The following is a 15,651-nucleotide window of genomic DNA, read 5'->3' as shown; positions in this document are numbered from 1 at the left end:
TTCCGGTGATTCCTGGGGTAAAAATATGCAAAAAATAAAGAAAATGAATATTGTTTATTTCAAAATAACAGGATCATATAAGCACTACATCGTGAACAACCCGGGACATTACAGCGCATATAGCAGTTACCGGAACAAAGAAAGATATAATAATTCAGTGGCATTTTTTGCCCCGGGCTTCCTGGTATTTATGAAAACCGTGCCTCCTGCTGCCCCCGGCCATAAAGAAGAATGTGTAGACCATGCAAGGGTAACAAGATGGATAAATGGATGTATACCGGAAGCACTTGTCCCGGGCAACAAGCCTCCCGTTTACCTTTTCCCTAACCATATATTACACCACTGAATTTACCCTACCTTACTCCAAAAGGCCTGCTCCGCTTGTTTTTCCGGGCTATGGGCACAACACATACCGGTAAATTCCATGCATATAAATTAAATGCAACTTTCTTAAGACGAACAACTATTTTGGGCCCCTACAACCAAAAAATCTTATGAAAAGTTACATTGCAGCTACGCTGCTGTTGTCCTCGGCATTAGTGCTGGGCACGAAACACGTACATGCCCAGGCCGGTCTGGGCACCACGACACCCGATCCCTCCGCCATGCTGGACATTACCGCCACCGGTAAAGGCATACTGATACCCCGTATGGCTATGGCCAGCAGACCGGCCACACCCGCTACCGGCCTGCTGATCTACCAGACCGACAATACACCGGGCTTCTACGTTTATAACGGCAGTGCCTGGACAGCGGTAACACCGGCTTCCCCGGGTGTAGTACGAGACTCCGTAACCATTATCACGCCGGCCATTACCCCCTTCGACCAAAACTCGCCGCGGGTAGGCCCCTACTTCTTTAGCCCGGTACCCCTCCAGACCAATGCCTCAAGCATCAACCCTTCCTTAGACCCTGTAGAAGCGGCACAAGGCACCCGGCAATCGGTCGCTTATGTGGTACCCACTGCAACAACCTTTACCCGCCTGCGTGTTGCTACGCGCGTAGTCCCCAACAGTCCGGCGAGTGGTAACCCCAATACGATCAATATTACCTTATACAAAAACGGCGTGGCCACCGGTATGAACCTGGATATCGTAGCTCCCGGATCACTGGGCGCAACGGCAGTCGCAGAAAATAACAGCACCGTTACTGTCGCCGCTGGAGATATACTTTCTTACCGGTTTACCCAAACCAACCAGAATCCGAATATATTGCTGACCGTTATGTTAAAAGGATACTAGCCCTCGGTGCTACCTATTATCCTTTATCTTACACCTAACCAAGCAAACCATAATCATGAAGCGATTCTTACTTTTATACGGTTTAGTGGGCTGTGCTGCTATAGCAAGGGCTCAGCTTACGACCGGGGTCAATGGTCTTACTGTGAAAGCCGGCACTGCGTTCAACTGCATGGGCCTTGTGCTTATACCCACGGCAGACCTGGCCATACAGAACGATACCATCCGGCTATCGGGCACAGCGGTTACGATTGCCGGCAATGCCAGCATCGCCCGGGTGTATAACATTTCACCCTCCCTTACCTTTTCGGGAGCCATGGGTATCCGCTACCAGGCATCGGAACTGAACGGCAATACCGAAAGCAACCTGTCGGTAGCCTACGCCACGCCTGCCGGCAGCTTTGTAACGCAGGCCGGCAGCACAGGCGCTGCAGGTAGTTACTATGTAAACAGTACAGGGTTCAGTAATACCCTGCTGGGCCGGGTAACAGCCAGCCCGGCGACCGCGCTGGCCATCCGTTATTATGACTTAAAAGCAACGCCCGCTGCCGCTTGTGGCATAAGGCTAAGCTGGCAGGCAGAGGAGGCCCGGGCCGGCGATTTCCATATCGAACGCAGTACAGATGGCAGGACCTTTACGGTCTTAGCCGGAACAGTAGCACAAACCGGCAGCCAGTTTTCGCTTACCGATGCTGCCCCCCAACCGGGCCGTAACATTTACAGGCTGGGCATCAGCGAGCCCGGCCATGCCGTGGTTTATAGCACCACCGTTATCTCGGAGCATGCCTGCAACCCGCAACAGCAGGTGCAAGTTTATCCTAACCCAGCCGGTACATCGGTTACAGTAAGCCTGTACCAATTACCCGGCGGTTATGCTACTATCAGCCTGCTGGATATAACCGGCAAAATGATTAGGACATACCGGGCAACAAACCTGGCAAGCACGCTGGACCTGCAGGGCCTTGCAGCAGGCAGTTACCTGTTGCAGGTACAGAACGGCCCGGAACAACAATACATCAGGATCGTAAAACAGTAATCACCTGTCTTTACCGACCTTTACCAGCCGTAACCCTTGTTCATCGCGACAAACGGGTTACGGCTTTTTTATGAAAGCCCAGCCAACGGACTTAGCGCCTATCATAGCCACAGGGACTTAGGGCCTTTCACAGCTGGCATAACTTTCGCTTTTCATATAGACAATACTTGCCGCTGCACTGCTACAACTATTCCTTTCCGGTTCCTGACCATAACACCCTTCCGCGACCACGCTCCCCTTATTACCCGGCAATCCCACAAGCTTCGCGAAGGAATAGCCGGCTCCCTTCTATGGAGGATCACTGTCGCCGCTACAGGCTAAAGCCCATAACAGGCATTGATTAGCATTAATTAACCCTATGCGTCAAACGGACGACTGTTACTTTATCATCGTTCGAGCTTACACGAGCTAACCGGCAATGATGCACAAAAACAGCAACTTTTAGATGATAAAAAACTACACATCAATAACCTCCTGCTGCAACAATTCACCAACAACGTCCCGATTCCAGCAATACACATACAACAAAGGTTAATTGCAATATTTAACGCTTTTATATAGACCTCAAAACAAATACATTTAGCATAAAAAATGTCCCCCCTAAAGCATGCATCCTTTACTCACCTTTTAATCTTTCGTTTATGCAGTTAAATTTCTATCAAAAAGCATGCAGCAGCCTGAAGCTTTTCCTGGTCTCCCTTGCCGTGGCCTCGGCGGGCATCGCTGCGGCACAACCCGCTAACGACAACTGTAGCGGCGCCACGCTTATTACTCCGGGGGGTATAGGCACCCCCTGTACACTGGTGAGCGGTACCTCTGTGGGCGCTACACCCTCCAGTACTTTTCCATCTTGCGAGGATCAGGTGAATGTCGAACGAGACGTATGGTACCGCTTCGTTGCCACTGCCCCCGACTATACCGTTTCGATCCAGAATTTGACCAATACGAATCCCCTGGCGAATTATCTATCCCTGTATGGGCTTACTGTCTACTCCGGCAATTGTAGCGCCCTCAGCGAAATTGGTTGCGATGGCGGTGTGAGCGGGGTACTATCGGACCCCGCAACAATAACGGTAAACGGTCTTATACCGGGAAACACGTATTACGTGCAAATCTGGAAATCATTAAGTTTGGACCCATCGGGTAACACCCTGACCAATAACAATATCAATTTCGGTGTGTGCCTGACCGCGACCCTCCCACCGCCCCCCCCTCCGGTAAATGACCTCTGCAGCGGGGCCTTACCGATATTCGGTACTACCCCTATAACCGGCAGCACCAACTCCGCCACGAACGACGTCGTCAGCAACCTGGTATTCTGCGGCTCTTCCTCCGTCGGTATTACAAAAGGGCTTTGGTATAAACTAAGCCCCGCGGTAACAGGCGAACTGACGGTAGCCTCGTGTGGGTCAGCCTTCGATACGTATCTAAGGGTATACTCCGGATCCTGCGGCGCTTTTACCAGCTGCGAGGGATACAACGATGAAAGTACAGGCTGCGGTGGCGGCTTCTCCTCATCATCGATGGTTACTTTTGATGCGGTTGCAGGTATAGAGTATTACGTGCTGCTGGGCGGCTACGGGAATGCGACAGGCTTTGGCAATTTCACCTTATCCGTTACCGGCGTACCGCTTGAGGTCAAGATGAGCGCCTTAAGCGGTAAAATAAGCAGCGGTAACCAGGCACAGCTGAGCTGGAGTACCTATAACGAGCGCAACAATAAGGGCTTCGAGATACAGCGCTCTACAGACGGTAAAAATTTCGCTTATGCAGGCTTTGTACCCAGCCTGGGTACAAAAGGCAACAGCAATACCGAACAGGCCTACGGCTTTACCGATCCCGCAGCCGCAACGGGCAGGTTGTATTACCGGCTTAAACAAACCGATTACGACAACCGTTCCAGCTATTCGAATACGATAAGCCTGGCTACAGGCACTACCGCCTTCAGCCTGATCGCAACGCCCAACCCCGTTCATGACAGGCTGAATATCCAGATCCCGGGAAAAGCCCCTATGGCCATGATACAGATCACCGACCTTAGCGGTAAAGTGTGCCGGAGCATGCAGCTCAGCGACGACCATACCACGATAGACGTGAGCTCGCTGGCAAACGGCATTTACCTGCTCAAATATACCGATGCCCTGCAGACACAGACCATTAAGGTTCAGAAACAATGATTGTTCTCTCTCCTGCAGAAAAACCTGCGGACCGGCTATACAGCCGGTCCGCTTTTGTTTAAAGGACTACTGTACCACGTCACTTTGTAACAGCCGCCCCTGTAATCCCAGATAGCCTGCCGGATCAACCGTCATAAACGGTATCTATAAACGCGCGGATTATACCGGCAGTTATTTGTGACATAGGGCTATGCGGCACTTTCGTTAAAGCTTCGCCTATAAACGAGCCATGTGTACCGGGAAGAACAGCGAGACGCCCTCCCGGGATAAGACCTGCCATGGCATGCATGTGCGCCACGGTAATCACATCGCGGTCGCCGACAATCAGCAAGGCCGGAGCGGAGATGGATACCAGGTTTTCATCGGTCCAATCGCTAAAGGCCAGGCGTCTTGCCTTATCTTTATGGAACATATTCAACAGGCCCTCCTCGCTGGGATTGACCTGCAGGTAGGCCTCTTTCAAAACCTGCGGCATACCGGCAAAAGAGACCTGCTCCAGTTCTTCGAAAAAACCCGGTACCATACCCGTTCTCTTATAATTACCCGAGATCACGACAATCTTATCTACCCGGGCGGGATGATGTATAGCAAGCTCCAGCGTGGTACAGGCGCCATCGCTAAAGCCAATAAAGATGGCCTTGTCTATAGCAAGATGATCCAGCAAGGCCAATACATCTGCGGCATCCTGCGCAAAGGATTCCGGTGCGTCGCGGTCGCCGCTGCGGCCATGCGCCTGCAGTTCCATGGCAATTACCGGGTAATGCGGGGTAAACAGGGGTAGTAAATCAGACCAATTGGAAGGAATAGTAGAGCCCCCGCCATGTATGAATACAAGGGGTATACCACCGGTATCGCCGTACCGTTCATAATACATGGATATCCCATTTACGGTTGCATACCCACAATAGGGTTGCTGCTGCTGTATTCCGGAAGAAATCATATTTAACCGTCGTGTTTGTTTGCTGTAAAGGTAAGCGCAAGCCTGTTGATACAGCGGGGCAGCAGGGTCAATTAAAGGGGCAAACCTGACAGGTTCGCCCTACAGTCTCCATACCTGCAGGCGACAATTTAACCAGTTTATAACGTATAACGGGGAACCGCCTACCGGTTTTAATATTACACCGTTAGGTTGTACCGAGCCGCCTGCAAGGCCCCGGCCCTTACCAGGAAAGACTTACAGGCCAGCATAAATACCTATATATGTTATGTAATAGTCCTTACAGGATATGTACTAAAATATAATTATGTTTGATCTTTAACCAAAACCAAATCTCTTCTTATGAAAAAACTTTTAGCACTGGGCCTCGGGCTTTTCGCAGCAGGTTATGTGAACGCACAAAACATCAAGATCACGAACAACAGCTGCGATGCAGTAGAAGTAATTATCTATGGTGATGATGAGCCCTGCGACAACTGGCTGTATTTTTCCTCCACCTACACGATCCCGTCGATGTCTTCGCTTAACCTGAGTATGCACCCTGGTGGACCCTATGCCCAGGTAAATTGGGTATTCGGCAACCTGCCTCCCGTAATGGGCGACTATTTCTCATCGATCAAAGTGTTTGGTCTCGCCGGCAGCTGGTCCGACTATATGAGCAATGAGTGTATGGGTAAAACGACATTTGCCCAAAAGGCGAAATGCGGCACCGTACAAGGCGTATGGACAGATGATCCGACCACCCCGGGCGGCGCATCGGTACTGATCTACTAACCATTTGCAACAGCATCCGGAAGCCCGCTTTTAAAGCGGGCTTCGTTGTATCCGGAGCTTTCTTAATCGCGTAGCAGAGCCACCTGCACTACAAAAAAAAATTACAGATCCGCTTGTCCAGCGATGGTGTTATACCGCCCGGCTCTTAGCCCGGCTAACTTAAGCGGCTCGCCTCCATCGTTCTCCCGAGGGTATAAAAAACACCTGCACATTAATAAGCCAGGCTAAACCGTCCTTTTAAACACCTCATTCTTTTCATTTCCCGGGATTAAAGTATCAGCCGACGACGCAGGCCGGCACCTATCCTGCACACTTATGAACCTGGATAACACGACTATGAACAGGCAGTAATTATACATTTTATTTACGCTAATTTTATAAACAACCCGTTAAAACACCTTTATAGCCGGGTATCACAACAGGCGCGACCGCCTTTGCACCAACCAATTTCATCCTCATCAACAAACCAACACATATGAACACCACATCCACCTTAGCCCGTTGCTCCGCTATAGCAGCCCTATTGGCGCTCGGGAGCGCCGGCGCTTATGCCCAGCCCGCCAACTTTACCAATACGGTAACCTATAAGCACAACCGCTACATAGGCCAGGACGCCAGCGTATGGGAGCTGCACAACGGCCCCAACTACTGTATACCCACGGGACAAACGGTATCGCCCGCCTACCAGAACTTCGGCAATGACAAAGTAGGCAGCTTTATGGCCTGGACCTGGGCCGCCGCCGGTTGCCCCACCGGTACAACGCGTTTTTTTATCCGCTTCCCGCAACTGAGCCTGCTGGCTGCACATCCTGTGACCACCCATAGCATCACCATTACCTCGGCAATACTGAAACTGCATGGCGTTAATGCCGCAGACCTTATGGGCAGCTTCGGCAACAGCACTTATCCCGGCAGCCCCTACCCCGGCGATAACAGGGGCAAACTGTATAAAGTAGCCGCAGGCAGCGCCAATGCATGGCGCGAGGACAATATTACCTGGGTTAACTCCCTGGGCCTGGTTATGGATCCCAATATTGCGGCAGTACCGATACCCCCGACCACCAGCCGCTACAACTTTACCCAGTCCTTTAATGTGACCGCCATGGTAGGCAGGATCATCAGGGATGCTTCCGGCTACTTCAACGGCACAACCTGGGTACCGCCATCCACCTATGCCAATAACGGGTTTATGCTGCTGATCGATGACGAGACCGCCTACAGATCGCAGTTTTATGCAACGAGCGACCATAACAACCCAGCCATGTGGCCGGAGCTAAGCGTGACCTATAGTGTAGAATCGCGCTGTAAAACGCTGTCCGACCCGAGCTTTAACTATACGACCTCGAATACCGACCCGCTTACCTTTACCTTTAATGCCAACAGCCCTACTTTCCCTACCGGCTACAAATGGTATGCGGTACCCGCACCCGGCCTGATTGATTTCAGTATGCCAATAGGCACCGGTACGCCTTTCACCTATACCTTTCCCGCACCCGGCGTTTACAACATCGCAATGGGTACCATGTGCGAGGATGATCAATTAGCCAACATGGCTACCGTGACCATTTCGCTGGCCAATGGCGTAACCCAGTCGCCACAAAATGCGGCGGCAATACCGGACAGGACCATGCAGATCGGAACTCCTGATAACGACAACAGGATACTGCCTGGCGACGAGCCTGCCTCCCTGCTCCTAAACGGGCCATCGGTTACCGCTACTCCCAATCCCACCGACGACAACTGGGCCATAAGCCTGGATGCTCCGGCCGCGGTATCCACACAGGTAACGCTGTACAATGCTTCCGGTAAAAAGATAAGCGAAACGACCAGGCAGTTACATACCGGCCGCAACAGATTCGAGCTCGCAGCCAAAGCATTGCCTCCAGGTCTTTACCTGTTAACTATCCGGGGCGGATCGCTGAACCTGCAACATAAACTGATCAAAAGATAGGACTAACCACCCGAGTAAAGCAAAGTATAAGCCCGTCCCTGCAGGACGGGCTTTTTTAATACGAACCCGGGAAGCCCCCATGCCAGAGACATACTGACATATATCACCAAATGGTGAGTTCACTCCGGCTTAAGAAAGAAAAACAAAGCGAAAAGCCTTGACATAAGTCACCACCAAGTGAACATAATTCATAAATACCCCCCACGAAAGCACCCCCGTTAATCACTGGTATTCAACACTAAAGAACATTTTGTCAGGCAAATATTAAAGACATATTTTATTCAAGTCACAAAGTGTTCCGTGTTTTTATGCAGCGATGTCATACTTGTCAGGCTGTTAAACAAGCTAATTTATCTGCGCTCCTGCTAAGCCATCACCAGACTTTTTAAGATAACGATTCTGCGCATTGAACTTAACCGTTTGATAATAAGTGGAACAGTTATTGCCTTATGACAGGTGTCGCGGAGCAAGCGGAAGAAGTGCAACAGCTACACCACATCCCTTATGCGCCGCAGACCCTAAACCCTTATTAAATCGCATACTCATGAATTTACCGGCATAAACAAGCAAGGACCTATTGCACGCCAGCACTACATTCCAGGATCCTGACCAACCCTGAAGATGTGCTGCAAGACCTAAACTGCCTGTACCAGGCGGTAACAGTTTACGCATGCCGTATCAAAACCAAAAACTTCTTTTAAAAACCCATATAAACGAGTATTTATGTACCGTACACAAAAAACACTTATCGCATCATTATTACTAACTACTGCGGCTTTTTACACACAGGCGCAAACCCCTTGTACCTTCCAGGTACCTACTACACAAAGCAATTTACAGGTACCCAGCGGCGCTACCTGGTGCATTACAGCAGACATGTCAGCCAATGCGGAAATCGCAAGCGGTGGCGTATTACGTATTGCTAAAGGTGTAACTGTTACACTCTGGAGCCTTAATAATTTTAACGGAACGATCGAGAACTATGGTACCCTGACCACAGGCGGCATCAATGCCGGCAACAGCAGCACTACCATTCGCAACCTGGGTACGCTTACCATTAACAGCGGTATCAATGCCAACTCCGGCATACAGCTGATCAATGAGACCAACAGCACTTTCCAGCTTAACGGCGGCGCTAACCTCAACGCAGGAAGCGTACTGACCAATAGCGGCGTTATCGACATCAACGGCAGCCTGAACATGAACGGCACAGTTACCATTACCAATAATACAGATGCCAAAATTACTTTCAGCAACGGCGTGAACTTAAGCGGCAATGGCAGCGTACTGACCAATAACGGTATGCTTACGATCAACAGCGGCGACTTCAACACCCATAGCGGAACCACACTGAACAACTCAGGCAGGCTGACCATCGTCGGCGGTAACTTTAACCCGTCCAGCACCGTAACCAATAAAGGCTGGTTCGATGCCCGTCACTTTATCAATATCAACAGCGGCGCTGTTATTACCAATAAATGCCGTTTCGTGGCACGTGAAGGTTTCAATAACAACGCTACCTTTACCAATGACGGCCTGGTATGGGTAAGCAACTCCGGAAATCCAAAGATCACCATCAATGGCGGCGCTACCTTCACCAATACCGTTAACGGTAAAGTAAGGGGTGCAGACTTCGACAACAATGGTACTGTAGTAGGATCCGGCGAATTTTACTTCACCGGTATTACCCGCCAGCAGGGCAACTTCAATGGTAACGATGCCGGCAACCCGATCAAATTTTTCGCAGCAAACCTGGCACCGAATGCCAACTACCCTAACAGCTACTTTAACGTAGGCGTACAGGGCATCAATGTAATGAGGCCTGCATCGCTGACCCCAGCCGATACCAACTCGTTCTATACCTTCTGTGGTGAGCAAACCTTTACCACCGGCGGCACACCCCTTCCTGTTACCCTGACCGGTTTCAGCGCTTATGCCGAAAACTGCTCCGTTATCCTCAATTGGGCAACCGCTGAAGAAACCAAATTCGATCATTTCGAAATCGAAGGCAGCGCCAACGCAAGCCAGTTCAAATCGCTGGCACAGGTAGCAAGCCAGGGTCCCAAAGGCGGCAACTATAACTATACGCTTGCCCAGACACCCGACACCCGTTACTACCGCCTGAAAATTACCGACCTGGGTAACAAAGTAACCTACAGCAAAACCCTGAACGTTACGAATACCTGCACCGGCCTGGAAACCAGCTGGAAAGTATACCCCAACCCTGCAAGCCAGGATAATATGATCCAGGTAAGCGATATCGCTGTAACAGAAGGACGGGTAGTGATTACCAACCTGATGGGCGTAACTGTTAAAACTGTTCCTGTAGCTGCTGCACGCCAGGGATTCCGTATCTCCGGTGTATATGCAGGCACCTACCTGGTGAGCGTTTACAACCAGGATGGCAAACGCATGACCAGCACACAAAAACTGGTGATACGCTAAGACATAACATCTTATAGCATCAAATTAAAAGAAGTAAGGGCTCTCCGGTATCCGGGGAGCCCTTACTTTTATGTTGTCTTCTATGATGATCAGGGTTTTATTATCACGCCTGACAAGACAATATTAAAAATTAATACCATAATGCGTAACCAACAATTTACAGTCGTGTGGCTTGCGTTCATAAGTGTGCAGAAAAGACATGCAGGTACTGTAACGATGCTGCCGGGCGAAGACCAACCTAAAGCAGTCTGTCGCCCGGCAGCTGTATCATGAACTGTAAAGTATATTAACGGACAAGCATAAATTTAACCGCAGGCATACCCGCCGCTGTTACATAGTACATACCCGCCGGGTAAGCGGTAAGCGGCAAGGTGATGACGTTGTTTTTGCCGAACGAAAATTGTTGCAGGCGTTTGCCGAATACATCGGTTAGGCAGAACACAGCGTCACGCAGGGCCGGCTCGTCCAGCCGTATGCTGATGCCCGTAGCAGCAGGATTGGGATATAACGTAAACGTTGCCACCTGTGGGCTTACCGGGGTTTCGAGTCTTACCGTACGGCTATAGGTAACACCAGCACCGGCGCTTGTCATCTTAAGCCGGTAATAGGTGCTGGCCGCCCGGGCCTGCTCTTCATAGTTATAAACAGAAGGACTTTCGCCACGCGCATCCCTTAACGTGAGTGCATTGAAATCCTTACCGTCGTTACTGTATTCGAGGATGTAATAATCACCGGGCTCTTCGTTAACCGCCGTCCAGCTTACTTTATTTACGGCATTTTCATAAACGGCGCGTATGCTCTGCAGCTTCAGGGCAAGCGGCTGGGCTGTACCGATGGTAATATCATCAAGATTAATGTTACAGGAACCACTTCCATAATTACTTGTGGCCACAAACCGGATCAGAACCGCCTGGCCCGCATAGGCGCCCAGCGACATCGTGTAGTCCTTCCAGGCATTCGTATTAGCTGTGTTATTATGGGTATAGATCGTCGTAAATACATTACCGCCATCAGCAGATACCTGCACGGTAAGGGGCGCCGCAGCACCACCGCTGCCAATCCAGGCCCAGTAGCTTAACTGCGTGGTAGCCTCGGCAGGAATAAGCACCGGCAATTGCAGCACCACCGGGTTATTGGCTGTAGAAGCATTATACACGTCGACGCGTGCCATACCCGTACCACCATGCGGGGTAGCTGCGCCATGCGCCGCATCGGCGTTTACGAACTCCCACTTTTTAGTCCCCGCAGTCGTATTGGCCCAGCAGGAGGGCAGGCTGAAATTTTCGAACGTGCCCGTCCATGGAAAAATGGTAACCGGCGCACAGGTGGTGGTAAAAGAGAGGGCGCCGGACCAGAGGCTGTTTTCCGTAGCCGTACAATGCGACCGCACATAAACGGCGTATGTGGTCTCGGGCGACAGGGAAGAAAGCGGCACCGAAGTACCTGTTGCGGAGCTGCTGCTTACTAAGCCCGTCGCGCCGCTACCGGGTTGACCCGAGCTTCGCAGCTCCCAGTCATACGACAATGGCGCCGTGGCCAGGGGCGACCAGCTCAGCGTAGCCGTAGTGGCCGCAACATTGCTTACCGCAATATCCAGCGGGCTGATACAGGAAGCAAGCGAACCAAAGGTAAACCGTGTATTGGGACGCTCCCAATGCGGAGCCAGGCTCTGGCTACCGTTCCAGGCACTGCTACCGGCATAACCGGCCTCGCGTTTTACGGAAGAAGTAGAGGTATACCGGAACTGTGGCCGGCCCGAAGCGATAGTCGTACCACTGGCATTGACCACCAGTACCGATAACTGCTGGCTTGCCGCAGGAAAAGGGAAAGGCGTGGTAAGCACGACCTCCTGCCAACCACTGGCCGAGTTGGGGAAAGCACCGTTCCAGACGGGGGTATATCCATTCAATGAGGTCGTATAGGCATTCGTGCCCACTGTTGTTGCACTGCTGAGCTTCATGTAAATAGTAACATTGGGTACCGCAGCCGTACTGGAGCCCGAAGCCTTATCGTAAGCGATTGCGGTAATATTACCCGTAACGCCGCCAAACTCAGACCCGAGATAGATGGCTTCGCTCACGGAATACTCGTTGAATGTAGAAAGCGGGGTCGAAGTACCGCTACCGGTACCCGTACCAACGGTGACCTGGGTTTGCGCCCCGGCCGGGGTTGTGGCCAGCAGGCCTGCTACGATAAGAAAAGCATTTATTAGTTGACGCATTATTGCTGTTTTATAAGTTGAAGAGGAAGGAGGCTATTGCCTGGATATTTTGGACTGGTACAGGATATCCTTGCCGGTTATCGTAAGGAAGTAGACACCGGGCGCGGCGCCGGTCATGGTTACGGGCAACAGGGTGTTGACACCGCTTTTTACAGCAAACCCGGCGTATACGCTGCCGCGGCTATCGGTAATGCGCAGCACCAGATCGGGATGCTGCTTTTCCAGGTGCAACATCAGCCGTTCCTGTACTGGGTTCGGGAAAATACGGAGTCCCAACTGCGCGGCGACCAGCTCCATGCCCAGGCCCTGCCCGCTTATGGCGATCTTTATGGAATCGCGTTTCGCCATATTGCCTTGCGCTATAGCCTTGGCCCAAACAATGCCATTGGCCGTTGCCCTTACCAGGCCCGAAGCATTGATGGTAGCCGAACCGCTTACCGGAACGATGCTCCAGGTTACTGACTGGTTGGCCGTTGCAGGGTATACGAATGCATTGAGCTGCAAGCTGCCGCCATTGCTGCTGATCACCGCCGGGGCATTCGCCACTGTTTTTACTTTAACGCTATCGATCATAATGGTTTGACCGGAGATGGTGACCAACAGCGAATCTTTTTTAGACCCATTGACAGCAGATACCGCTTTAGCCCATACCGTACCGTTAGCCGATGCGGTGACCAAACCCGAAGCATTGATGGTAGCCGAACCGCTTACCGGTACGATGCTCCAGGTTACCGACTGGTTGGCCGTTGCAGGATATACGAATGCATTGAGCTGCAAGCTGCCGCCATTGCTGCTGATCACCGCAGGGGCATTCGCCACTGTTTTTACTTTAACGCTATCGATCGTAACCGTTTGACCGGAGATGGTGACCAATAAGGAATCTTTCTTCAAAACATCTATGGTAGATATCGCTTTGGCCCATACCGTACCGTTAGCCGATGCGGTGACCAAACCCGAAGCATTGATGGTAGCCGAACCGCTTACCGGTACGATGCTCCAGGTTACCGACTGGTTGGCCGTTGCAGGATATACGAATGCATTGAGCTGTAAAGTGCCCCCATTGCTGCTGATCACCGCAGGGGCATTCGCCACTGTTTTTACTTTAACGCTATCGATCGTAACCGTTTGACCGGAGATGGTGACCAATAAGGAATCTTTCTTCAAAACATCTATAGTAGATACCGCTTTGGCCCATACCGTACCACTGGCCGATGCGGTGACCAAACCCGAAGCATTGATGGTAGCCGAACCGCTTACCGGTACGATGCTCCAGGTTACCGACTGGTTGGCCGTTGCAGGATATACGAATGCATTGAGCTGCAAGCTGCCGCCATTGCTGCTGATCACCGCAGGGGCATTGGCTACTGTTTTTACTTTAACGCTATCAATCGTAACCGGCGCCGTAGTAGCAGCCTGTACGGCAATATCATCCAGGCCCAGGTTACAGGAACCGGTGCCATAATTACTTACTGCTGTAAAACGGACCAAGATAGTCTGACCGGCATAGGCCGCCAGGGACTGGGTATAACTTTGCCATTGGTTGACACCTGCCGTATTGTTGTGCGTATAGAGCGTGTTATAGCTACTGCCGCCATTTGCCGATACCTCTACAGAAAGGGGCGCAGCCGCTCCTTCATTACCGATCCAGGCCCAGTATTTAAGTTCCATGCCGCTGCCGATGGTCATCGGCGGCAGGACCAGGCGCATCGGGTTATTGGCGGTAATCGCATTGTACACATCCACCCGGGCCATACCCGTGCCGCTATGCGGGGCTGCAGCGCCATGACCGGCATCAGCCGTTACAAACTCCCAGTTGCGGTTGGCATTGCTCGTATTAAACCAGCAATCCGGCAACAACAGGGTTTCGAAACCGGCGGTCCAGGGGAAAACGGTAACCGGTGCACAGGGCGTTACAACGGCGGCACCACCGGACCAGAGACTATACTGGCCCGTACCGCATTGCGAACGGATATAAAAATAAGCGGTAGTAGCAGCGGGTAAGCCTGAAGCATTCAGCGTAGTACCCGGGGTAGTACCGCTATTGACCAGGCCTGTAGCGCCGCTGCCGGGCAAGCCTGCAGTCCGGAGCTCCCATTCGTAACCTGCAGGGGCAGGAGCCGGGGCCGTCCAGCTGAACTGGGCCGTGGTAGCCGTTACCGTACCCACAGCAATAGCCGTGGACGACAGGCAGGAGGATAAAGCGCCGAGTGTAAACCGCACATTCGGTCTTTCCCAATGCGGGATCAAGGTCTTGGTGGCATCCCAGGCTGAAGTGCCGGTATAATCGGCCTCCTGGCGCACATTGGTCGTGGTATATCGGTATTGGGGCCGGCCCGAAGGGATAATGGCGCCGCAGTTGTTGAGCACGAGTACAGAGAGATTCTGCGTTGCAGCAGGGAAAGGGAAAGGCGCATCCAGCGTCACTTGCTGCCAGCCCGGAGCACCATTGGGAAAGCTGCCGCTCCAAACCAGGGTATAACCGTTTAAGCTGACCGGGTAAATACTGGTACCCACCGTACTATTGGTGGTTAGTTTCATATAGATGCTTACCGACGGCGTTACCGCCGTGCTGGAACCCGAAGCCTTATCATAGGCAATGGCCGTGATATTACCCGTATTACCCCCGAATTCGGAGCCCAGGTATATCGATTCGCTAAGCGAGTATTCGTAAAAACGGGATATCGGTGTTGAGGTACCGCTACCCGTACCGGTACCGATAATGACTTGTGTCTGCGCGCCGGCAATGGCCGTACAGGATATCGATACGATCAGCCATAAGGCAAACCGGAATAGGTGTTTGTTCATAAAAAATGGGTATTGATGAAAAAGATCCGTCGCGGCGGGGCATAAGCTGCCCCGTACCACGGAATGG

The 15,651-nt window shown here is 51.6% G+C and carries 10 protein-coding genes; 7 read left to right on the top strand and 3 right to left on the bottom strand.

Going from position 1 to position 15,651, the window contains the following annotated elements:
- Nucleotides 1–25: 25 nt before the first annotated feature.
- The 4 genes from B0I18_RS09620 (at nt 26) to B0I18_RS09605 (ending at nt 4,451) form a co-directional block, all read left to right on the top strand.
- Complete coding sequence (locus B0I18_RS09620; RefSeq protein ID WP_106522469.1) at nt 26–346, top strand: hypothetical protein; 321 nt, start codon at nt 26–28, stop codon at nt 344–346.
- Between the two features lie 148 nt (nt 347–494).
- Nucleotides 495–1,241, top strand: a complete 747-nt coding sequence (locus tag B0I18_RS09615; RefSeq protein ID WP_106522468.1) for a hypothetical protein — start codon at nt 495–497, stop codon at nt 1,239–1,241.
- Between the two features lie 55 nt (nt 1,242–1,296).
- Entirely contained in the window at nt 1,297–2,274 is a 978-nt protein-coding gene (locus B0I18_RS09610) for a T9SS type A sorting domain-containing protein (protein ID WP_106522467.1), read from the top strand.
- Nucleotides 2,275–2,915: 641 nt separating this feature from the next.
- The gene (locus B0I18_RS09605; protein WP_106522466.1) at nt 2,916–4,451 is read left to right on the top strand and encodes a T9SS type A sorting domain-containing protein; all 1,536 of its coding nucleotides are present in this window, start codon (nt 2,916–2,918) and stop codon (nt 4,449–4,451) included.
- 124 nt (nt 4,452–4,575) lie between these two features.
- Here the strand turns inward: B0I18_RS09605 and B0I18_RS09600 are convergent, their stop codons facing one another.
- Nucleotides 4,576–5,391, bottom strand: coding sequence for an alpha/beta fold hydrolase (locus tag B0I18_RS09600; protein WP_106522465.1), 816 nt, complete (start codon nt 5,389–5,391; stop codon nt 4,576–4,578).
- A 339-nt stretch (nt 5,392–5,730) separates the two neighbouring features.
- Here B0I18_RS09600 and B0I18_RS09595 point away from each other — a divergent pair, with 339 nt between their 5' ends.
- The 3 genes from B0I18_RS09595 to B0I18_RS09585 all read left to right on the top strand — a co-directional run bounded on the left by B0I18_RS09595 (nt 5,731) and on the right by B0I18_RS09585 (nt 10,558).
- A complete protein-coding gene (locus tag B0I18_RS09595) occupies nt 5,731–6,162 on the top strand; it encodes a hypothetical protein (protein WP_106522464.1) in 432 nt (143 codons plus the stop codon).
- A 475-nt stretch (nt 6,163–6,637) separates the two neighbouring features.
- Complete coding sequence (locus B0I18_RS09590) at nt 6,638–8,113, top strand: T9SS type A sorting domain-containing protein (RefSeq protein WP_106522463.1); 1,476 nt, start codon at nt 6,638–6,640, stop codon at nt 8,111–8,113.
- A 723-nt stretch (nt 8,114–8,836) separates the two neighbouring features.
- A complete protein-coding gene (locus B0I18_RS09585; protein ID WP_106522462.1) occupies nt 8,837–10,558 on the top strand; it encodes a T9SS type A sorting domain-containing protein in 1,722 nt (573 codons plus the stop codon).
- A 286-nt stretch (nt 10,559–10,844) separates the two neighbouring features.
- Here B0I18_RS09585 and B0I18_RS09580 read toward each other — a convergent pair whose 3' ends face one another.
- Both B0I18_RS09580 and B0I18_RS09575 read right to left on the bottom strand, forming a co-directional pair.
- On the bottom strand, nt 10,845–12,779 hold the full coding sequence (locus B0I18_RS09580) for a choice-of-anchor J domain-containing protein (RefSeq protein WP_106522461.1): 1,935 nt from the start codon (nt 12,777–12,779) through the stop codon (nt 10,845–10,847).
- A 33-nt stretch (nt 12,780–12,812) separates the two neighbouring features.
- The gene (locus tag B0I18_RS09575; protein ID WP_106522460.1) at nt 12,813–15,584 is read right to left on the bottom strand and encodes an Ig-like domain-containing protein; all 2,772 of its coding nucleotides are present in this window, start codon (nt 15,582–15,584) and stop codon (nt 12,813–12,815) included.
- Nucleotides 15,585–15,651 lie beyond the last annotated feature (67 nt).

This window comes from Taibaiella chishuiensis (assembly GCF_003014535.1).
GTDB classification, from domain to species: Bacteria; Bacteroidota; Bacteroidia; order Chitinophagales; family Chitinophagaceae; genus Taibaiella; species Taibaiella chishuiensis.
This window is presented reverse-complemented; position numbering and strand designations above follow the sequence as displayed.